Annotated in this window: 19 protein-coding genes and 4 tRNA genes; 6 read left to right on the top strand and 17 right to left on the bottom strand. The window is 58.3% G+C overall.

What is annotated here, in order from left to right; translation table 11 throughout:
• Window positions 1-22: 22 nt before the first annotated feature.
• From lon to ACZZZ4_RS26085, 8 genes are all read right to left on the bottom strand, one after another.
• Complete coding sequence (lon, locus tag ACZZZ4_RS26050; protein ID WP_039763374.1) at window positions 23-2,419, bottom strand: endopeptidase La; 2,397 nt, start codon at window positions 2,417-2,419, stop codon at window positions 23-25.
• A gap of 161 nt (window positions 2,420-2,580) precedes the next feature.
• Entirely contained in the window at window positions 2,581-3,864 is a 1,284-nt protein-coding gene (gene clpX / locus ACZZZ4_RS26055) for an ATP-dependent Clp protease ATP-binding subunit ClpX (protein ID WP_016775335.1), read from the bottom strand.
• A 112-nt stretch (window positions 3,865-3,976) separates the two neighbouring features.
• Window positions 3,977-4,612, bottom strand: a complete 636-nt coding sequence (clpP, locus tag ACZZZ4_RS26060; protein ID WP_016775336.1) for an ATP-dependent Clp endopeptidase proteolytic subunit ClpP — start codon at window positions 4,610-4,612, stop codon at window positions 3,977-3,979.
• A gap of 92 nt (window positions 4,613-4,704) precedes the next feature.
• Entirely contained in the window at window positions 4,705-6,015 is a 1,311-nt protein-coding gene (tig, locus tag ACZZZ4_RS26065; protein ID WP_016775337.1) for a trigger factor, read from the bottom strand.
• A gap of 400 nt (window positions 6,016-6,415) precedes the next feature.
• A tRNA-His gene (locus ACZZZ4_RS26070) sits at window positions 6,416-6,491 on the bottom strand.
• Between the two features lie 77 nt (window positions 6,492-6,568).
• Window positions 6,569-6,653: transfer RNA gene (locus ACZZZ4_RS26075), tRNA-Leu, on the bottom strand.
• A gap of 57 nt (window positions 6,654-6,710) precedes the next feature.
• Window positions 6,711-6,786, bottom strand: a tRNA-His gene (locus ACZZZ4_RS26080).
• 32 nt (window positions 6,787-6,818) lie between these two features.
• A tRNA-Arg gene (locus tag ACZZZ4_RS26085) sits at window positions 6,819-6,895 on the bottom strand.
• 274 nt (window positions 6,896-7,169) lie between these two features.
• Between ACZZZ4_RS26085 and folD the strand changes: the two genes are divergently transcribed.
• Both folD and pbpG read left to right on the top strand, forming a co-directional pair.
• Window positions 7,170-8,024 carry a bifunctional methylenetetrahydrofolate dehydrogenase/methenyltetrahydrofolate cyclohydrolase FolD gene (gene folD, locus ACZZZ4_RS26090; protein ID WP_463549157.1) on the top strand — a complete coding sequence of 285 codons (855 nt, stop codon included), beginning with the start codon at window positions 7,170-7,172 and terminating at the stop codon, window positions 8,022-8,024.
• Between the two features lie 230 nt (window positions 8,025-8,254).
• Window positions 8,255-9,193, top strand: a complete 939-nt coding sequence (pbpG, locus tag ACZZZ4_RS26095; RefSeq protein ID WP_039763376.1) for a D-alanyl-D-alanine endopeptidase — start codon at window positions 8,255-8,257, stop codon at window positions 9,191-9,193.
• Between the two features lie 54 nt (window positions 9,194-9,247).
• Here pbpG and ACZZZ4_RS26100 read toward each other — a convergent pair whose 3' ends face one another.
• From ACZZZ4_RS26100 to ACZZZ4_RS26110, 3 genes are all read right to left on the bottom strand, one after another.
• On the bottom strand, window positions 9,248-9,454 hold the full coding sequence (locus ACZZZ4_RS26100) for a hypothetical protein (RefSeq protein ID WP_039763377.1): 207 nt from the start codon (window positions 9,452-9,454) through the stop codon (window positions 9,248-9,250).
• 12 nt (window positions 9,455-9,466) lie between these two features.
• Window positions 9,467-9,673, bottom strand: a complete 207-nt coding sequence (locus ACZZZ4_RS26105) for a DUF6021 family protein (protein ID WP_463549158.1) — start codon at window positions 9,671-9,673, stop codon at window positions 9,467-9,469.
• A 90-nt stretch (window positions 9,674-9,763) separates the two neighbouring features.
• A complete protein-coding gene (locus ACZZZ4_RS26110; RefSeq protein ID WP_039763381.1) occupies window positions 9,764-10,435 on the bottom strand; it encodes a peptidase C39 family protein in 672 nt (223 codons plus the stop codon).
• A 234-nt stretch (window positions 10,436-10,669) separates the two neighbouring features.
• Here ACZZZ4_RS26110 and ACZZZ4_RS26115 point away from each other — a divergent pair, with 234 nt between their 5' ends.
• On the top strand, window positions 10,670-10,837 hold the full coding sequence (locus tag ACZZZ4_RS26115; protein WP_310406486.1) for a hypothetical protein: 168 nt from the start codon (window positions 10,670-10,672) through the stop codon (window positions 10,835-10,837).
• 247 nt (window positions 10,838-11,084) lie between these two features.
• On the opposite strand, the gene ACZZZ4_RS26120 is transcribed toward ACZZZ4_RS26115, so the two are convergent.
• Together ACZZZ4_RS26120 and ACZZZ4_RS26125 are read right to left on the bottom strand one after the other, a co-directional pair.
• A complete protein-coding gene (locus ACZZZ4_RS26120; protein ID WP_039763382.1) occupies window positions 11,085-11,834 on the bottom strand; it encodes a TerC family protein in 750 nt (249 codons plus the stop codon).
• A gap of 29 nt (window positions 11,835-11,863) precedes the next feature.
• Complete coding sequence (locus tag ACZZZ4_RS26125; RefSeq protein WP_065615992.1) at window positions 11,864-12,106, bottom strand: hypothetical protein; 243 nt, start codon at window positions 12,104-12,106, stop codon at window positions 11,864-11,866.
• A gap of 133 nt (window positions 12,107-12,239) precedes the next feature.
• Between ACZZZ4_RS26125 and nhaR the strand changes: the two genes are divergently transcribed.
• Window positions 12,240-13,139: a transcriptional activator NhaR gene (nhaR, locus tag ACZZZ4_RS26130; RefSeq protein WP_039763383.1), complete on the top strand. Its 900-nt coding sequence runs from the start codon at window positions 12,240-12,242 to the stop codon at window positions 13,137-13,139.
• Here the strand turns inward: nhaR and ACZZZ4_RS26135 are convergent.
• On the bottom strand, window positions 13,134-14,291 hold the full coding sequence (locus tag ACZZZ4_RS26135) for an MFS transporter (protein ID WP_310406487.1): 1,158 nt from the start codon (window positions 14,289-14,291) through the stop codon (window positions 13,134-13,136). The genes nhaR and ACZZZ4_RS26135 overlap by 6 nt on opposite strands.
• Window positions 14,292-14,598: 307 nt before the next feature.
• Here ACZZZ4_RS26135 and sstT point away from each other — a divergent pair, with 307 nt between their 5' ends.
• Window positions 14,599-15,831: a serine/threonine transporter SstT gene (gene sstT / locus ACZZZ4_RS26140; protein WP_463549159.1), complete on the top strand. Its 1,233-nt coding sequence runs from the start codon at window positions 14,599-14,601 to the stop codon at window positions 15,829-15,831.
• A 158-nt stretch (window positions 15,832-15,989) separates the two neighbouring features.
• Here sstT and ACZZZ4_RS26145 read toward each other — a convergent pair whose 3' ends face one another.
• Window positions 15,990-16,499 carry a DUF1993 domain-containing protein gene (locus ACZZZ4_RS26145; protein WP_463549160.1) on the bottom strand — a complete coding sequence of 170 codons (510 nt, stop codon included), beginning with the start codon at window positions 16,497-16,499 and terminating at the stop codon, window positions 15,990-15,992.
• A 125-nt stretch (window positions 16,500-16,624) separates the two neighbouring features.
• Between ACZZZ4_RS26145 and ACZZZ4_RS26150 the strand changes: the two genes are divergently transcribed.
• Window positions 16,625-17,269, top strand: coding sequence for a YceH family protein (locus ACZZZ4_RS26150; protein ID WP_039763387.1), 645 nt, complete (start codon window positions 16,625-16,627; stop codon window positions 17,267-17,269).
• Window positions 17,270-17,402: 133 nt separating this feature from the next.
• On the opposite strand, the gene ACZZZ4_RS26155 is transcribed toward ACZZZ4_RS26150, so the two are convergent.
• Both ACZZZ4_RS26155 and ACZZZ4_RS26160 read right to left on the bottom strand, forming a co-directional pair.
• The gene (locus ACZZZ4_RS26155) at window positions 17,403-17,921 is read right to left on the bottom strand and encodes a cupin domain-containing protein (RefSeq protein ID WP_415762025.1); all 519 of its coding nucleotides are present in this window, start codon (window positions 17,919-17,921) and stop codon (window positions 17,403-17,405) included.
• A gap of 187 nt (window positions 17,922-18,108) precedes the next feature.
• Window positions 18,109-18,927 carry a shikimate 5-dehydrogenase gene (locus ACZZZ4_RS26160; protein ID WP_039763390.1) on the bottom strand — a complete coding sequence of 273 codons (819 nt, stop codon included), beginning with the start codon at window positions 18,925-18,927 and terminating at the stop codon, window positions 18,109-18,111.
• Window positions 18,928-19,085 lie beyond the last annotated feature (158 nt).

Raw genomic sequence — 19,085 nt, forward strand, 5'->3', positions numbered from 1 at the left:
AAGCCCCCTAGGCTAAAACGTATTAATGCGTGCTAATTCTTTCCTTGGCATCAGACTCGCGTTTTTCGTCCTTGGCAACTATCTCCGGAGCCACATCCGGCAAGGGCTCCGGCGCGTATTGCAGCGCAATTTGCAGGACCTCGTCAATCCATTTAACCGGTTTGATCTGCAGATCCTGCTTGATATTGTCAGGAATCTCCTTCAGATCGCGGACGTTTTCTTCCGGAATAATCACAATCTTGATTCCGCCGCGATGTGCCGCCAGCAGTTTTTCTTTCAAACCGCCGATTGCCAGCACTTGCCCACGCAGCGTGATCTCACCGGTCATGGCGACATCGGCGCGTACCGGAATGCCGGTCAACGCCGAGACCAGCGCCGTGCACATGCCTACGCCAGCGCTAGGGCCGTCTTTCGGGGTCGCCCCTTCCGGCATGTGAATGTGGGTGTCGCGCTTCTCGTGGAAGTCCAGCGGAATGCCCAGACTCTTGGCGCGGCTGCGCACCACGGTTTGTGCGGCAGTGATCGATTCGACCATTACATCACCGAGCGAACCGGTCTTGATCAGCTGTCCTTTACCCGGAATCACTGCAGCTTCGATGGTCAGCAATTCACCGCCGACCTGAGTCCACGCCAAGCCCGTCACCTGACCCACTTGATCCTGCTGCTCGGCCAGGCCGTAGCGGAACTTGCGCACGCCGAGGAAATGCTCGAGCAGATCAGCTGTCACTTTCACCGAGAAGCGTTTTTCGAGGGCATGCTCTTTGACCGCCTTGCGGCAGACCTTGGCAATCTGCCGCTCGAGGCCACGCACGCCCGCTTCACGGGTGTAGTAACGGATGATGTCGCGGATCGCTTCCTCGTCGAACTCCAGCTCGCCCTTCTTCAGACCATTGGCGGCGATCTGTTTAGGCGACAGATATTTCACGGCGATGTTGATCTTCTCGTCTTCGGTGTAACCCGGCAGACGGATGACTTCCATCCGGTCCAGCAGCGCTGGCGGAATGTTCATCGAGTTCGACGTGCACAGGAACATCACATCGGAGAGGTCGTAATCGACTTCGAGATAGTGATCATTGAAGTTGTGGTTTTGCTCAGGGTCGAGCACTTCCAGCAACGCCGACGCCGGATCGCCACGCATGTCGCTGCCCATCTTGTCGATTTCATCGAGCAGAAACAGCGGGTTGCGTACGCCCACTTTTGTCATCTTTTGAATCAATCTTCCCGGCATCGAACCGATGTAGGTCCGGCGGTGACCACGGATTTCCGCTTCATCACGCACGCCGCCCAAGGCCATACGCACGAATTTACGGTTGGTTGCGTGGGCAATCGATTCCGCCAGCGAGGTTTTACCCACGCCAGGAGGACCGACCAGGCACAACACCGGGCCACGAATTTTCTTCACGCGCTTCTGCACGGCGAGGTATTCAAGGATGCGCTCCTTGACCTCTTCGAGACCATAGTGATCGGCGTCGAGAATATCTTCTGCACGGGCCAGATCGAGGCGGACTTTGCTTTGCGCCTTCCACGGCACCTGCACCAGCCAGTCGATGTACGAGCGCACTACGGTGGCTTCAGCGGACATCGGCGACATCTGCTTGAGCTTGTTCAGCTCCGCAGTGGCTTTGGCCAGTGCATCCTTTGGCAGGCCGGCAGCATCGATGCGCTTTTTCAGCTCTTCGATTTCATTGTGACCTTCGTCACCGTCGCCGAGCTCTTTCTGAATGGCCTTCATCTGTTCATTCAGGTAGTACTCGCGCTGGCTGCGCTCCATTTGCTTTTTCACGCGACCGCGAATGCGTTTCTCGACCTGCAGCAAGTCAATCTCGGCATCCAGCAGTGCCAGCACGTGCTCGACACGGGCCGACAGATCGACGATTTCGAGGATTTCCTGCTTCTGCTCGATTTTCAGCGCCATGTGCGCGGCCATGGTGTCGACCAGACGACCGGGCTCATCGATGCTGTTGAGCGACGACAGGACTTCAGCCGGAACCTTCTTGCCCAGCTGAACGTATTGCTCGAACTGCGACAGCAGCGTGCGCACGAAGACTTCCGACTCGCGCTCGGCGGCGTCGACTTCTTCGATCAGAGAAACTTCGGCGCGGCAGTGGCCATCGATTTCGCTGAAACGTTCGACGGTGCCACGCTGCTCGCCTTCGACCAGAACCTTGACGGTGCCATCAGGCAGCTTCAGCAGCTGCAGAACCGTGGCAATCGTACCTACGCGATAGAGAGCGTCTTCACCGGGATCATCGTCAGCCGGGTTTCTCTGGGCCAGCAGCAAGATCTGCTTGTCACCCGTCATCGCTGCCTCGAGGGCTTCGATGGATTTCTCGCGCCCCACGAACAGCGGGATAACCATGTGCGGATAAACCACGACATCACGCAATGGCAGGAGAGGCAATTCGATGGTTGTCTTCATGATTTCGCCTCTACGGCGGCCGTATGGCCGTAATCAGATGGAATTAAGCTTGAAACCAAGATGGGGGCTGCCTCGAAAAAAAACAAGCGCAAAGCGCAGGCAAAAAACGACTTAAAAAAAGAGGCCCGAAGGCCCCTTCTTTGTTGCGGCGCGGTGGACGCTTAAGCGTCCGGCGCTGCCTTGGCCGTCGGCTCACTGTTTTCGTAGATATACAGTGGCTTGGACTTGCCTTCGATGACGCTTTCATCGATCACGACTTTGCTCACCTCGGATTGCGAGGGGATTTCATACATCGTGTCGAGCAGCACACCTTCGAGAATCGAGCGCAGGCCACGGGCACCGGTTTTACGTTCCAGTGCACGCTTGGCGACCGATTTCAGCGCGTCGGAACGGAATTCCAGATCCACGCCTTCCATTTCGAACAGCTTGGCATACTGTTTGGTCAGAGCATTTTTTGGCTCAGTGAGGATTTGCATCAGCGCAGCCTCGTCGAGCTCGTCCAGTGTCGCCAGGACCGGCAGACGACCGACGAATTCCGGGATCAGACCGAACTTGACCAGATCGTCAGGCTCGACTTCACGCAGGGATTCACCGACTTTCTTGCCCTCTTCCTTGCTGCGCACTTCGGCGTTGAAGCCGATGCCGCCTTTGGTGGAACGGTTCTGAATGACCTTTTCCAGGCCGGAGAACGCACCACCGCAGATGAACAGGATGTTACGAGTGTCGACCTGCAGGAATTCCTGCTGCGGATGCTTGCGGCCACCTTGCGGCGGTACCGAAGCGACCGTGCCTTCGATCAACTTGAGCAAGGCCTGCTGCACGCCCTCACCGGAAACATCGCGGGTGATCGACGGGTTGTCGGACTTGCGGGAAATCTTGTCGATTTCGTCGATGTAGACAATACCCATCTGGGCTTTCTCTACGTCGTAATCGCACTTCTGCAGCAGCTTCTGAATGATGTTCTCGACATCCTCACCCACGTAACCGGCCTCGGTGAGGGTGGTTGCGTCGGCAATGGTGAACGGAACGTTCAACAAGCGGGCCAGTGTTTCGGCCAGCAGGGTTTTACCGGAGCCTGTCGGGCCGATCAGCAGGATGTTGCTCTTGCCGAGTTCGACGTCGTCAGCCTTCTTGTCACGCTGGTTCAGACGCTTGTAGTGGTTGTACACCGCTACGGCCAGAACCTTTTTCGCACGCTCCTGACCAATGACGTACTGGTCAAGGATGCCGCTGATTTCTTTAGGCGAAGGCAATTTATGCGCGCTGCTTTCGGCCTGTGCTTCCTGCACCTCCTCGCGGATGATGTCATTGCACAGGTCGACGCACTCGTCGCAGATAAAGACCGAGGGGCCGGCAATCAATTTGCGCACTTCATGCTGGCTTTTGCCACAGAAGGAGCAATAGAGCAGCTTGCCGTTGTCCTCGCCGTTGCGGGTGTCAGTCATTCGTTCGATCCAAATCCGATAGGCTTGCAACACAAGATGAAGGCTATTGCGGGCTTTTTCAAGCCCGCCGCTGATCGGACATGCCGATCAGGCCTGTTTTGCGCTGCTTATATTAAGCTGGACGCTGGTTGATCACTTCGTCGATCAGGCCGTATTCCTTCGCAGCTTCGGCACTCATGAAGTTGTCGCGATTGGTATCGCGCTCGATTTCTTCCAGAGTACGGCCGCTGTGCTTGGCCATCAGCATGTTCAGACGCTCGCGGATGAAGAGGATTTCCTTGGCATGGATTTCGATATCCGACGCCTGGCCCTGGAAACCACCCAGTGGCTGGTGAATCATCACACGCGAGTTCGGCAGGCAGAAACGCTTGCCCGGTGCACCTGCGGTGAGCAGGAATGCACCCATGCTGCAGGCCTGACCGATGCAGGTGGTCGACACGTTCGGCTTGATGAACTGCATGGTGTCGTAGATCGACATGCCTGCAGTCACCGAACCGCCCGGCGAGTTGATGTACAGATGGATGTCCTTGTCCGGGTTTTCCGCTTCAAGGAACAGCAGTTGCGCACAGATCAGGTTGGCCATGTAGTCCTCTACCGGACCCACCAGAAAGATCACTCGCTCCTTGAGCAGGCGCGAGTAGATGTCGTAGGCGCGTTCGCCACGAGCGGACTGCTCGACAACCATCGGGACCAGGCCGCCGGCGGCCTGGATATCAGAGTTCTGCTGAATATAAGAATTACGGAACATGCTCTGCAGTCGCTCCCAAATAGTTATGTCTTGAATACGCATAAGCCAGCTCGAGAGCTGGCTTATGGTGTGCACTTCTAACGCAAAATCAATCAGTCGGCTGCTGGAGCTTCTACCGGCTTGACTGCTTCTTCGTAGGAGACCGATTTGTCGGTCACACTAGCTTTCTGCAGAACAGTATCCACAACTTGTTCTTCCAGCACAACCGAACGCACTTCGTTCAGTTGCTGCTCGTTTTTGTAGTACCACGACACGACCTGCTCTGGCTCCTGGTAAGCGGAAGCCATTTCCTGAATCATTTCGCGAACGCGAGCTTCGTCAGGCTTCAGATCGAACTGCTTGACCACTTCGGCAACGATCAGACCCAGCACGACGCGGCGCTTGGCTTGCTCTTCGAACAGCTCGGCTGGCAGTTGGTCTGGCTTGATGTTGCCGCCGAACTGCTGAACAGCCTGCACGCGCAGACGGTCAACTTCGTTGGACAGCAGAGCCTTTGGCACTTCGATCGGGTTGGTGGCCAGCAGACCGTCCATTACCTGATTCTTGACCTTGGATTTGATTGCCTGACGCAGTTCACGCTCCATGTTCTTGCGAACCTCGGTGCGGAAACCGTCGATGCCGCTTTCCTTGATGCCGAATTGAGCGAAGAACTCTTCGTTCAGCTCAGGCAGCTTAGGCTCGGACACAGTGTTGACGGTCACGGTGAACTCAGCGGTTTTGCCAGCCAGGTCCAGGTTCTGATAGTCCTCAGGGAAGGTCAGGTTCAGAACGCGTTCTTCGCCAGCTTTAGCACCAACCAGGCCTTCTTCGAAGCCCGGGATCATGCGGCCGGAACCCAGTACCAACTGAGTGCCCTTGGCGGAACCGCCAGCGAATACTTCGCCGTCAACCTTGCCAACGAAATCGATGTTCAGTTGGTCTTCGTTCTGGGCAGCACGGTCGGCCACTTCGAAACGGGTGTTCTGCTTGCGCAGGATGTCGAGCATCTTGTCCAGGTCAGCGTCAGCCACTTCAGCGCTCAGACGCTCAACGGTGATGCCTTCGAAGCCAGCAACGGTGAACTCAGGGAAGACTTCGAACACAGCAACGTATTCCAGATCCTTGCCCGCTTCGAGCGACTTTGGCTCGATCGAAGGCGAACCGGCAGGGTTGAGCTTCTGCTCGACCACAGCTTCGTAGAAGGAAGACTGGATGACGTCGCCTACCGCTTCCTGACGCGCATCAGCACCGAAACGGCGCTTGATTTCGCTCATTGGCACTTTGCCTGGACGGAAGCCAGCAATTTTGGCCTTTTGGGCAGTCTGCTGCAGACGCTTGTTGACCTGAGTCTCGATGCGCTCTGCCGGCACGGTGACGCTCATGCGGCGCTCGAGAGCAGTAGTATTTTCAACAGAAACTTGCATGGATATTCCTCGTTGCACAGACGTTAGCCGGCCGTTTCCGACCCCAGAATCAAGGGCATGCATTCTAGTGGGTCAAACTCAAGAAGTCACCCTACTGGAAACGGGTAAAAAAACAGCAGGCAATTTATAGGGAGCGCCGCACGAATGCCGCGCACTCCACTGGCGAATACAAGCGATCAGGTCAGGGCTCTGTTTCAACGCCTCTATATATAGAAGCAACTATCAAATCCGCCCTGACTGCCATTCCAGCAAAACCGGAACGACGAGCAGTTCAGCGTCATCGGATCGTTTAAATGCGATGAAGTGCCCTCCCCTGCGACCTGAAACCGACCAGGTCGATTTTGAAAACCGCTAAAACAAAAAAGGCGCCAGACTGTTAAATCTGGCGCCTTTCGAAATATGGGGTGGACGATGGGGATCGAACCCACGACAACGGGAGTCACAATCCCGTGCTCTACCAACTGAGCTACGCCCACCATATTGCGTAACAAAAAAGCCAAAAAACTTCTTTGTCAAAACCTCATCAGGCCCGAGGCACAGATAAAGCTTTATTTGGTGCGGATGAAGAGACTCGAACTCTTACGCCTCGCGGCGCTGGAACCTAAATCCAGTGTGTCTACCAATTCCACCACATCCGCGGATGAAGCTTTTAAAGCAAAGGCGCCAGACTGTTAAATCTGGCGCCTTTCGAAATATGGGGTGGACGATGGGGATCGAACCCACGACAACGGGAGTCACAATCCCGTGCTCTACCAACTGAGCTACGCCCACCATATCGCGCTACTTGTGCCAAAGCTGCCTAATGGCGCACCCGGCAGGACTCGAACCTGCGACCATCCGCTTAGAAGGCGGATGCTCTATCCAGCTGAGCTACGGGCGCCTTGTTAATCTGTACTCTTAAAGGACTACAAACTAAGTGCTTTCCAGTGTCGCAGAACCTTGATTCCGCTTCACCTTCTTAACCAGTGCTAGGCTGTGCCCGACAAGTGCGACGAATAGTATAGAGGGCTCCAAAGGTCGTCAAATCCTTTTTGAAAAAAATTCATTTAATTAAAGGAGTTAGAGGAATTTGCTGACCAAGCGCCTTTGCCCTCACCGCTCGGCATGCGAGAATGCGTTCTCATTTTTTCCCTCTCGATGGTTAATCACGCGCAATGACTGCACAACTAATCGACGGCAAATCGATCGCCGCCAGCCTGCGCCAGCAGATCGCCCAACGAGTTGCCGAGCGTCGCCAGCAAGGCCTGCGCACCCCCGGCCTCGCGGTGATCCTGGTCGGCAGCGATCCTGCCTCTCAGGTTTATGTCTCGCACAAGCGTAAAGACTGTGAAGAGGTAGGCTTCCTCTCTCAAGCCTACGACCTGCCCTCCGACACCACTCAGGACGCCCTGACCGACCTGATCGATCGCCTCAATGACGATCCGGTCATCGACGGCGTTCTCCTGCAGCTGCCTCTGCCAGAACATCTCGACGCGTCCAAATTGCTGGAACGCATTCGCCCGGACAAAGACGTCGACGGCTTCCACCCGTACAACGTCGGCCGCCTGGCCCAGCGCATCCCGCTGCTGCGTCCGTGCACCCCGAAAGGCATCATGACCTTGCTGGAAAGCACTGGCGCTGATCTTTACGGCATGGACGCGGTGGTCGTTGGTGCCTCGAATATCGTCGGTCGCCCGATGGCCATGGAGTTGTTGCTGGCCGGCTGCACCGTCACTGTCACTCACCGCTTCACCAAGGATCTGGCGGGCCACGTCGGCCGTGCTGATCTGGTGGTCGTCGCCGCCGGCAAGCCGGGCCTGGTCAAGGGCGAGTGGATCAAGGAAGGCGCGATCGTGATCGACGTCGGCATCAACCGTCAGGACGACGGCAAACTGGTCGGTGACGTCGTCTACGAAACCGCCCTGCCCCGCGCCGGATGGATTACGCCAGTACCAGGCGGCGTTGGCCCGATGACCCGCGCCTGCCTGCTGGAAAACACGCTCTACGCCGCAGAAACCCTGCACGCCTGAGTGGTTTTTTCCGCTGCACCAGAACCCCGCCCCGTGCGGGGTTTTTCATGTCTGAGAAAAAACTTCAACCGTTCGCCGGAAACCGCTCTTTTTACAGGCCTTTTCACGGGATTTTCAGGTCTTACAAACAACCATCGACAGTTCTTCAGCCATACTCCTAAAATGCGCCGGTTTTAAGAAATAACCCGTTACAAACTAACGGTATATCCAACCTTTCAGAGTTCGCCCGCGTGAAAATTCGTCTCTCGATTCTGAGCCTGTTGTTTGCTGTTACAGGCACATTCATCACGCCAACGATCAACGCTGCGGAAACCACCGCTGTCCCGCGTGACGCTTCGACTTTGAAGATCGCGTCCGGCAGCGCCCTGCTCATGGATATGCAGACCAACAAAGTCATCTATTCCAGCAACCCTGACGTGATCGTGCCGATCGCTTCCGTCAGCAAGCTGATGACTGGCCTGGTGGTGGTGGAAGCTCGACAGAACATGGACGAATGGATCGATGTCGACATCAGGAACACCCCGGAAATGAAGGGTGTGTTCTCCCGGGTCAAACTCAAGAGTGAGCTGCCGCGCCGCGAGATGCTGCTGATCGCCTTGATGTCCTCGGAAAACCGCGCTGCCGCCAGCCTCGCCCACCACTATCCGGGCGGCTATGCGGCTTTTATCGCGGCGATGAACGCCAAGGCCAAGGCGCTGGGCATGACCAGCACGCACTTCGTCGAGCCTACCGGTTTGTCCGAGCGCAACGTTTCCACCGCCCGCGATCTGAGCAAATTACTGGTGGCCGCGCACAAGCAACCGCTTCTGGTGCAACTGACCACCACCAAGGAAAAGACCGTGGCGTTCCGCAAGCCCAACTACACCTTGGGCTTTCGCAATACCGATCATTTGGTCAACAAGGCTGATTGGGATATCAAGATCACCAAGACCGGTTTCACCAACCCGGCCGGCCATTGCCTGGTGTTGGTGACGAAGATGGGCAACCGTCCGGTCGCGCTGGTGATTCTCGACGCCTTTGGCAAGTACACGCATTTTGCCGATGCCAGCCGTATCCGCAGTTGGGTGGAAACCGGACGCAGCGCCACTGTTCCCGCGGTGGCGCAGCAATATAAAGCCGACAAGAACCTCAAGAGCCGTCAGAGCGGCGTGGTCGAAGCGGCCAAGTAGGTCCAGCGGTCATGAAAAAGCCCCGAATCTTCGGGGCTTTTTTTCGTCTGCGCATCAGTCGTTGGGCAGCGGCATCTTGTCGTCATCGGGGATGCCATCGCCCGAGCTAGGCTCTGGCGAAACGTCCGGCGTCAGCACATTTGGCCGGGCCAGCGGATCGCGCATCGGGCTGTCCGGATCCAGCACCGGATCAACTTCCGGCTCCGGCGTAGTCGGTACGCTCTCAGGTTTGTGGTCATCAAAACTGGAATCGGTACTCATACGCACCTCACATCAAGGTTTCAGATCGCCCAACGGGTCGTAGGGCTTGGCCGGCTTCTTAGGATCTTCACCGCGCTCGACATCCAGTGGCGCCTTCGCCGGCCCGACCGGATCGACTTGCGGATCGTCAAGGTCGGGCGAATCCGGGTCGAATCCCAGATCATCGCCGGAGGAATGTTCGGACGAATGCGGACCTTTCGGGGTTGGGGAATCTGCCATGTTGCCTCCTTGATTCACCCGCGAAGCACGGGCATTAATCTTCAGAGGCTCGCCGGGCGCAGTCGTGCCCGGCAGATGACGAACGGAGGTCTATTGCGCCGCAAGGGCCTTTCGCGCCTGCGCCGCAGCGTTTTCTTCACCGGCCTGCGCCAGGTCATCGGCGGCTTTCAGCCAACGGGAGCGATCGACGTCTGCCGGGATCTGCGACGGTTTCTGAATCAGGATCGCCCAGCCACCGGCCTTGTCGAACGCCGACTCGAAGCTGCCAAAATCCATCAACTGCCGACGATTCATGCCGGCGCGCAGCAGGACCTTCTGTTTATTGCGGTCGTAGCCGGACAGGATCGCGTAACGCGGCTCGGCCCAGAATGCCGAACCCTCACTGAAACGCACCATGACTGGATAGCCGGCCGCAACCTGGGTCAGCAACGCTGGCAGGTTGCTGTCGAGCGGATAGACGACCAGGCCATATTCGCGGGCAAGGTTCTGCATATTCTGCTGCAGCTTGTCCTCAGCGCCCGGCAAGTGCAGCGGTTTTTCCAGAAGGCCCGGGGTGATCACGATGCCTTGTTGCGACAGCAGGCTGGCCAGCACCTGTGGCCCACTCTGGTTGGCTTCGCCGCGATAGAAAGTGCCGCTGAGCTCAACCCGCTCCGGCAAGCGTTTGACTTGCGGCGCCACATTGCCTGCACATCCGCTCAGCGCCGCCACACAAACGGCGACCAGCAGCGCCCCACTCACTCGAGAAAATACCCGCACCATCGCCACTCTCATCCAGACGCCGGTCATCGTGTTCCGGCAACGCCAGCGATCATAGAGCCGTACCCGCCCGCGGTATAGCCTTAAACCGCAGACTCTGCGATTGCATAGAGCAAACTGATTGGTCGCTAACGACCTTTGGTCAATAGCTTGAAACACCCCATTGACTAGACTGTCACTCAAATAGAGCGAATTGCGAAAAGCGGGCGCCCGATGCAGGGCGAAGAGGAGGCACCAATGAGCCTGACCATGACCATCGTGATGTTGATAGCCGGCTGGCTGGCCGTGGCGACTGCCATGTTGTGGGGTGTGCTGCGGATTTCGCGGCGGCATCATCATCCGGTGCAGACGATGCCGGTTGAGAAGACAGAAAAGCATGCCGTGCGACACGTTACTGCGCATTGAAGATCAAAAGCGCCCTCACCTAGCCCTCTCCCGGAGGGAGAGGGAACTGACCGGGGTTGTTCTTTTGAGTTACGCAGACCTGAAATATCCAGCCGAACTCAGCATTTGAAAAGCCCAAAAATCGGCTCCCTCTTCCTCGGGAGAGGACTGGGGTGAGGAGCTGGTTCTTAAACACAACGCCAATATCAAAGTGAGAAAAAACCGCCTGGACTCAACCAGCCCAGACGGTTTTTTGTGTTCTCAGCAATTACGCCTGCTGAGCTACCTTCTTCTGCTTCGCCCGGCGCGACATCATGTTCAACACTTCGATACCCGCCGAGAATGCCATGGCCGCGTACACATAGCCTTTCGGTACGTGGGCGCCGAAGCCTTCGGCGATCAGCGTCATGCCGATCATGATCAGGAAGCCCAGCGCCAGCATGACCACGGTCGGGTTGTCGTTGATGAACTTGGCCAGCGGATCAGCCGCGAGCAGCATCACCAGCACCGACACTACTACCGCGATGATCATGATCGGCAAGTGTTCGGTCATGCCGACAGCCGTAATGATGCTGTCGATCGAGAACACCATGTCGAGCATCAGGATCTGACCGATAGCCGCAGCAAAACCCAGCGTTACGGTAGAAGCCGCAGTCTTCGGATCTTCTGGCGACGGGTCCATGCTGTGATGGATCTCGGTCGTGGCTTTCCACACCAGGAACAGACCACCGGCAATGAGGATCATGTCCTTCCAGGAGAACGCCTGGCCAAGGATTTCGACCACAGGCTCGGTCAACTGCACGATGAACGCGATGGTGCTCAACAACGCCAGACGCAGAATCAGGGCCATGCCGATACCGATACGGCGCGCCTTCTGCCGATGCTGTTCGGGCAGTTTGTTGGTCAGGATCGAGATAAAGATCAGGTTATCGATGCCGAGCACGATTTCCATCACCACCAATGTGGCCAAAGCAACCCAAGCGGTGGGGCTGGCGGCGAGTTCTAACAGATATTCCATGGGTCAGTCCTGACTCTGTGTAAGACGGTTCAGATGGTCTTGGAGGAAGATTCGGATTCTTCCGCCTGTTTTTCCGGTGTTTCTTTCTTCTGGATCAAGCCACCGGTGGCATCGCTGAGCGCTTGCTCGGCGGCCTTGTGGGTGTCGTCGATCGCTTGCTTGGCGGTTTCAGCCGCCGCGCCCATCAATTGCTGGGCGCTTTTTTCTGCCTGATCGCAACCGGCCAGAACCAGTAAAGACGCAAACATCACTGCGGGAAATGTGTATTTCATAAGGTTTCCTTCGAATGAACAGACAGGCGCGCACACCGGCCGTCGATGGTTGGGCATTCTAGGGAGATGAACAGTTCAGGAAAATTCGTATTTTTAGCGGCTATACTTCGGTTTTCACGAAGCGACGATCGACATGCTCAACTACCGCCAACTGCATTACTTCTGGGTCGTGGCCAAGACCGGCAGTATCGTCCGCGCCTGCGAGCAACTGAACCTGACACCGCAGACCATCAGCGGGCAGATCTCCCTGCTCGAACAAACCTTTAACGTGGAACTGTTTCGTCGTGTCGGCCGCCAGCTGGAGCTCACCGAAGCCGGGCGCCAGGCCCTGCCCTACGCCGAGCAGATGTTTCAACTGGGCGGCGAGCTGGAGCTGATGCTGCGTGCGCAGCCCAACGAGCAGCAGATACTCTTTCGCGTCGGCGTCGCCGACGTGGTGCCCAAATCGATTGTTTATCGCCTGATCGCGCCGACCATGGAGTTGAGCGAGCCGCTGCGCATCACCTGCCGCGAAGACAAGCTCGAGCGCCTGCTCGCCGATCTGGCCATTCAGCGTCTGGATCTGGTGATTTCCGACAGCCCGATGCCTTCGCATCTGGACATCAAAGGCTACAGCCAGAAACTCGGTGAATGCGGCATCAGTTTTTTCGCCACCGCCGAACTCGCCGCGCAGTATGGCCAGGACTTCCCGCGCAGCCTGCACGGCGCACCGCTGCTGATTCCCGGCGCGGAAACCGTGGTGCGCAGCCGTTTGCAGCGCTGGTTCGCCGAACAGCAGATCCAGCCGCAGATTGTCGGCGAATTCGATGACAGTGCTTTGATGCAGGCCTTCGGCCAATCCGGCAGCGGGATCTTTATCGGCCCGAGCGTGATTGCCGAGGAAGTGAAGCGCCAGTACGGCGTCGAGTTGATCGGCCAGACCGACGCGGTGAGCGAGTCGTTCTATGCGATTTCGGTGGAGCGCAAAGTCAAGCACCCTGGCATCGTAGCGATTACCGAGGGTGCCCGACGCGAGTTGTTTACCGGGTTATGAAGCGCAGACTTCACGCGGCTTCAGCGTCATCAGCACCATGGCGAGGAACACCGACAGCAAAATGAAGCCGGCAGCGGCAAAGCCCAGAAAGCCCAGCCCGGCACTGTCGATCACCCGGCCGCCGACTATCGCGCCCAGGCCGATACCGAGATTGGCTCCGGCGATGTTCAGCGACGCGGCAAACGCAGGCGCTTGCGGCGCAGCCTTCATCAGGCGCACATGGCTGACCAGGAACAACGCCGCCTGGGTTACACCCCAGATGCCCATCGCCACCGCCAGGCCTACTGGCGAATGAATGTTTGGCACCAGCGAGACCATGCCGGCGATCATGAACGCACAGAACAACACCGACGCCCCCAGCGGATGCCGATCCACCGCTCGCCCGCCGAGCGAGTTGCCGATCAGCCCGACGGCGCCAAACGCCATCAGGCACCAGCCGACCACGGTGCCGTTGAAACCGGCAAGTCGTTCGAGGATGTCCGCAAGGTAGGTGTAAGCGGTGAACATGCCGCTGAACACCAGAATCGACAACAAGATATGGCCGAGCATCAGCGGGCTGCGCAGGATCTTGAACTGCGAACGGAAGCTGACCTGATGCTGGTGCAGACTGGTTTTCGGCAGGTAGACAAACAGCAGCAAGGCTTTGGCAAACGCGATCAGCGCGAGAATGCCGAATGCGCTGCGCCAGCCGAATGCGTCGGAAATCAGCGTGCCGACCGGAATGCCAAACACCGTGGCGCAGACGATACCGAAGCCGATCTTGGCGATGGCGCGGCCGGCGAAATCCGGGCCGACGATGTCGACGGCGGTTTCACTGGCCAAGGCCCAGAACACCGGCAAACCCAACGCCGGAATCAACCGCGCAATGGCCATCACCCAAATGTTCGGCGCCAACGCCGCCACGGTATTGGCCAGACCGAACATGATCAGGATGCTGATAAACAATTTGCGCCGCTCGAAACGGGCGAAATAAGCGGTCAGGAACGGGCCGAACAGCGCCACGGTAAAGGCGAACAAGGTCACCAGCAGCCCGGCTTGCGGGATGCTGACTTCGAGGTCTCGGGCAATCGCCGGCAACAGGCCGACAATGACGAATTCCGTGGTCAGCACCGTGAACCCGGCGGCGGACAACAGAAGAATAGGCAACAGCATGCGCAACTCCAGCAAAACGACGACACCAGCGATGACCCGGAGGCCCGCTGGCAGAACTTGAAAATGAGGATGGCGAAGCTTAACAGACTGCGTCCGCACTGAGTTGCCCAAAACTGCCGATCTGCCGGGCCGATCCGGTGGCAGATCGTCACAGGCCTGAAGGTTCACGCCTACGCTGTGATAAAGTCCGCGCCCTGAAAATCGTACAGCTGTTCAACGTGCCGTTTGGCGGCGTTGATGTCACTTCGACAGGCGTTTCGTGACTGCCCACGACGCTTCGCACCCTATAAAAAACAGAGATGCCGCTATGACCGCTTCATCCCCTTCGTTACTGCAACGCCTGAAACGCCTGAGTCTGGTGACCCAGATCGTCATTGGTCTGATCGCTGGTATTGCCCTGGCCCTGATTGCACCTGAGCTGGCGAAGTCCACTGCGTTCATCGGCAAGGTGTTTGTCTCGGCGTTGAAAGCCGTGGCGCCGATTCTGGTGTTCGTGCTGGTGATGGCCTCGATCGCCAACCACAAGCACGGTCAGGAAACCCACATCCGCCCGATCCTGTTCCTTTATTTGCTGGGCACATTCAGCGCTGCGGTGGTGGCCGTGGTCGCCAGCATGGCCTTCCCGTCGAATTTGGTGTTGTCCACCGAGAACGTGGCCGTGACTGCGCCCGGCGGCATCGGCGAAGTGCTGCAAAGCCTGTTGCTGAGCGTCGTCGACAACCCGGTCAGCGCGCTGATGAATGCCAATTTCATCGGCATTCTGGCCTGGGCAATCGGCATGGGCATCGCCATTCGCCACGCCGGCGATACCACTCGCGAAGTGCTCGGTGACTTGTCCAACGGCGTTACCGTGATCGTCCGTGTGGTGATTCGCTTCGCGCCGCTGGGCATCTTCGGCCTGGTCGCGTCGACACTGGCCACCTCCGGTTTCGGCGCGCTGCTTGGCTACGCGCATCTGCTGGCGGTGCTGCTGGGCTGCATGCTGTTCGTTGCGCTGGTGATGAACCCGCTGATCGTGTTCTGGAAGCTGCGCCGCAACCCGTATCCATTGACGCTGATGTGCCTGCGCGAAAGTGGCATCACCGCGTTCTTCACCCGCAGTTCGGCGGCGAACATTCCGGTCAACCTGGAATTGAGCAAACGCCTGGGCCTGCACGAAGACACCTACTCGGTATCGATCCCGCTCGGCGCGACCATCAACATGGCCGGTGCGGCGATCACCATTACCGTACTGGCCTTGGCGGCGGTGCACACTATGGGCATCGCCGTGGACATCCCGACCGCTATCCTGCTCAGCGTCGTCGCCGCGATTTGCGCCTGTGGCGCTTCGGGTGTGGCCGGTGGTTCGCTGCTGCTGATTCCGCTGGCGTGCAGCCTGTTCGGCATCCCGAGCGAGATCGCCATGCAGGTCGTGGCGGTGGGCTTCATTATTGGCGTGCTGCAGGATTCGGCGGAGACCGCGCTGAACTCGTCGACAGACGTGCTGTTTACCGCGGCGGCTTGCCTGGGGGAGGAAGAGAAGGCTCAGCGTACGGCGTAACCGCCTTACCTTGTGGGAGCGAGCCTGCTCGCGAAAGGGGCGAGACCTTCAGCATAAATAGCGCCTGATACGCCGCATTCGCGAGCAGGCTCGCTCCCACAGAAAAACAAAAGCCCGCCAAGGCGCGAACCTTGGCGGGCTTTTTCGTATCGGGGTGTTTAGAACGCGCCCATGTAATCGCGCTTGCCCACTTCAACACCGTTATGACGCAGCAGCGCGTAGGTGGTGGTGACGTGGAAGAAGAACTGCGGCAAGCCGTAAGTCAGCAGATACGCCTGACCACTGAAGCGCTTCTCTTTCGGCGTGCCCGGACGGGTGACGATTTCGATGCCTTCCTTGCCATCGATCTGCTCTGGCTTGATCTCGCCGATGAAGGCCAGAACCTTGGTGATCAGCGCTTGCAGTTCGGCGAAGGTGGTTTCAGTGTCGTCGTACTTCGGCAGTTCGACTTCGGCCAGACGTGCCGACACGCCTTTGGCGAAGTCCACGGCGATCTGCACCTGACGCACCAGCGGGAACATGTCCGGGTACAGGCGCGCTTGCAGGAAGACGCTCTGGTCGACGTTTTTCGCGCTGGCGTGGGCTTCAGCCTTTTTCAGCACATCGCTCAGAGCGTTGAGCATTTGTTGAAAAACCGGGACGGATGCGGCGTACAGTGAAATGGTCATGGCAGTCTCATGTGATGGCTGGGTAATACGTGGTGGCGATTATAGCCATGCTTGATGAGCACACGGCTTGCCTTTTGTTTGGCAAGGATTAGGCTAGGCGGCTTCGACTGCAGAGGGAACGCGCGATGAGCAACGAACAAGAATCCACCTCCGAACAGCCTCGGCTCAATGCCACGGAAATCCGCATTCTCGGTGCGCTGATCGAAAAACAGGCCACCAGCCCGGAAACCTACCCGCTGACCCTCAACGCACTGGTGCTGGCCTGCAATCAGAAAACCAGTCGCGAACCGGTGATGAACCTCAATCAGGGCCAGGTCGGGCAGAGCCTGCGGGCGCTGGAGGGTCGTGGCTTTACCCGGCTGGTGATGGGCAGCCGTGCCGACCGCTGGGAGCACAAGGTCGACAAGGCGCTGGAACTGGTGCCGGCACAGGTGATTCTGACGGGTTTGATGTTTCTGCGCGGCCCGCAGACCGTTAACGAACTGCTGACCCGCAGCGGGCGCATGCACGAGTTCGAGGATGCCGAGCAGGTCGTGCATCAGCTTGAACGCCTGATCGCCCGCGGTCTGGCGGTTTTGATTCCGCGTCAGGCCGGGCAGCGTGAGGACCGTTATACCCATGCCCTCGGCGATCCGGCGGATATCGAAGCGATCCTGACGGCGCGGCAAAATCCTGGGGAGCGATCGAGCGGTGGCGTTTCACTGGAGCGTATCGAAGAGCTGGAAGCACGGATCGCAGCACTGGAAGAACGCCTGGCCCGCCTCGAATAATTACCACAGAGCCAATGTGGGAGCGAGCCTGCTCGCGAAAGCGTCGAATCAGTCAACGAACATGGCGACTGACCCACCGCCTTCGCGAGCAGGCTCGCTCCCACAGGGTCTGCGCCATATTCAGCTGCCCGCTCTATTCCCCATCCCAATAATCCACGCCATCCACCTGCCGCGCGACAGCGACAAAACCCGAGGCATTGCCCTCGGCATCCACCGTGAAATGATCCATCACCGCATACTTGTTCGAATCCGGATACTCGCAGATCTCCGGCTGCTGCTGAGTGCTCACCGCCAGATAACGCAGCTCATCCGCGCTGGTATTGATGATCTGATGTGCCTTCTCCGGTCCGCCGGGTGGGCAGGCGATCACATCACCGGCGCGGATCGGAAAGCGCTCGTCTCCCAACCGCACCTCGCCCTCCCCGGCCACCACGTAGAACATTTCCTCGTTGACCCGATGGCTGTGGAATGGACTGCCGCGCATGCCCGGCGGCAGCGCATAGAGGCGATAACCGAGTTTCTGCGCACCCAGTTGCTGACCGATCCGCGCGATACGCTGCTGATAACGCCCGGCGGTATCGCCTTGCGGCGCGAGGGCTTCGGGTAGGGCTTCGAGTTCGACCTCGTTGAGGTTGAGGATGGGCGGATGCATGGGCGGCCTCGTTTAAGGTTTTTGTGGTGGGCTGGTCTGTGCGTGCCGGCGAGGATTATAGATAGTGATCCAGAACCGCAGCGCGGCCTTCGCGAGCAGGCTCGCTCCCACATTCAATCGCATTCCAGCTCAACCTGTGGGAGCGAGCCTGCTCGCGAAGAGGCCCGCCACGCCACTTCAAACCCGATCAGCTACGCGCAAACGCCACCGCCGCCGCAAACTGCGCCTCATTCGGCCGCACCCCGGTGTACAGCACAAACTGCTCGAGCGCCTGAATCGCGATCACCTCAAGCCCGGTGATCACTCGCTTGCCCTCGGCCCGCGCACGCACGATCAGCGGTGTTTCCGACGGAATCGCCACCACGTCGAATACAGTCTCAGCCGCTTTGATCACTTCAGGCTCGAACGCCAGTTGCCCCGCCTCCGGCCCGCCGTCCATGCCTACCGGGGTGACATTGATCAGCATCTGCGGGCGCTCGTCACCCAGCTCGGCCTGCCAGCGATAACCCAGCGAATCCGCCAGGGCGCGGCCGGCGCGTTCGTTACGGGCGACAATCAAACCGTTCTTGTACCCACCATCGCGCAGGGCGCTGGCCACCGCTTTGGCCATGCCGCCGCTGCCACGCAGGGCGAAGGTCGAATCTTTCGGCACCGCGTGGCTTTCCAGCAATTGCGCGACGGCGATGTAATCGGTGTTGTAGGCCTTGAGGTGGCCGCCAGTGTTGACGATGGTGTTGATCGACTGGATCGCCGCCGCCGACGCATCCAGCTCATCGACCAGCGCAATGCAGGCCTCCTTGAACGGCATCGACACGCCGCAGCCGCGAATGCCCAGTGCCCGGATGCCGCCGACCGCGCCGGTCAGGTCCTGGCTGCTGAATGCCTTGTAATAGAAATTCAGGCCCAGCTGTTCATACAAATGGTTGTGAAAACGCAGACCGAAATTCCCCGGCCGCCCCGACAGGGACATGCACAGTTGGGTGTCTTTGTTCGGGTTCATCTGCATGAAACTTCTCCTTCAAACGCACTTTCGGATGGACGGGATTGGCCAGCCCACCGGGTTCTGGATCATCATTCAGGCTTGTTTGTGGCGCCGCGCAGCCGGGTAAAGAAGCCGCTACAGACCTTACACAAAATTTACCCAGCGGCTGTGCTGAATTTCGC

This window comes from Pseudomonas sp. AC252 (assembly GCF_979258105.1).

Excerpts from the sequence above, each read along its gene's own strand:
- ACZZZ4_RS26115 (WP_310406486.1), top strand. The coding sequence starts at position 10,670 with ATGAGCCTGACCATGACCATCGTGATGTTGATAGCCGGCTGGCTGGCC.
- ACZZZ4_RS26105 (WP_463549158.1), bottom strand. The coding sequence starts at position 9,673 with ATGGCAGATTCCCCAACCCCGAAAGGTCCGCATTCGTCCGAACATTCC.
- nhaR (WP_039763383.1), top strand. The coding sequence starts at position 12,240 with ATGCTCAACTACCGCCAACTGCATTACTTCTGGGTCGTGGCCAAGACC.
- clpX (WP_016775335.1), bottom strand. The coding sequence starts at position 3,864 with ATGACTGACACCCGCAACGGCGAGGACAACGGCAAGCTGCTCTATTGC.
- ACZZZ4_RS26110 (WP_039763381.1), bottom strand. The coding sequence starts at position 10,435 with ATGGTGCGGGTATTTTCTCGAGTGAGTGGGGCGCTGCTGGTCGCCGTT.
- ACZZZ4_RS26100 (WP_039763377.1), bottom strand. The coding sequence starts at position 9,454 with ATGAGTACCGATTCCAGTTTTGATGACCACAAACCTGAGAGCGTACCG.
- folD (WP_463549157.1), top strand. The coding sequence starts at position 7,170 with ATGACTGCACAACTAATCGACGGCAAATCGATCGCCGCCAGCCTGCGC.
- ACZZZ4_RS26125 (WP_065615992.1), bottom strand. The coding sequence starts at position 12,106 with ATGAAATACACATTTCCCGCAGTGATGTTTGCGTCTTTACTGGTTCTG.
- tig (WP_016775337.1), bottom strand. The coding sequence starts at position 6,015 with ATGCAAGTTTCTGTTGAAAATACTACTGCTCTCGAGCGCCGCATGAGC.
- sstT (WP_463549159.1), top strand. The coding sequence starts at position 14,599 with ATGACCGCTTCATCCCCTTCGTTACTGCAACGCCTGAAACGCCTGAGT.
- ACZZZ4_RS26150 (WP_039763387.1), top strand. The coding sequence starts at position 16,625 with ATGAGCAACGAACAAGAATCCACCTCCGAACAGCCTCGGCTCAATGCC.
- clpP (WP_016775336.1), bottom strand. The coding sequence starts at position 4,612 with ATGTTCCGTAATTCTTATATTCAGCAGAACTCTGATATCCAGGCCGCC.
- ACZZZ4_RS26120 (WP_039763382.1), bottom strand. The coding sequence starts at position 11,834 with ATGGAATATCTGTTAGAACTCGCCGCCAGCCCCACCGCTTGGGTTGCT.
- lon (WP_039763374.1), bottom strand. The coding sequence starts at position 2,419 with ATGAAGACAACCATCGAATTGCCTCTCCTGCCATTGCGTGATGTCGTG.
- ACZZZ4_RS26155 (WP_415762025.1), bottom strand. The coding sequence starts at position 17,921 with ATGCATCCGCCCATCCTCAACCTCAACGAGGTCGAACTCGAAGCCCTA.
- ACZZZ4_RS26135 (WP_310406487.1), bottom strand. The coding sequence starts at position 14,291 with ATGCTGTTGCCTATTCTTCTGTTGTCCGCCGCCGGGTTCACGGTGCTG.
- ACZZZ4_RS26145 (WP_463549160.1), bottom strand. The coding sequence starts at position 16,499 with ATGACCATTTCACTGTACGCCGCATCCGTCCCGGTTTTTCAACAAATG.
- ACZZZ4_RS26160 (WP_039763390.1), bottom strand. The coding sequence starts at position 18,927 with ATGCAGATGAACCCGAACAAAGACACCCAACTGTGCATGTCCCTGTCG.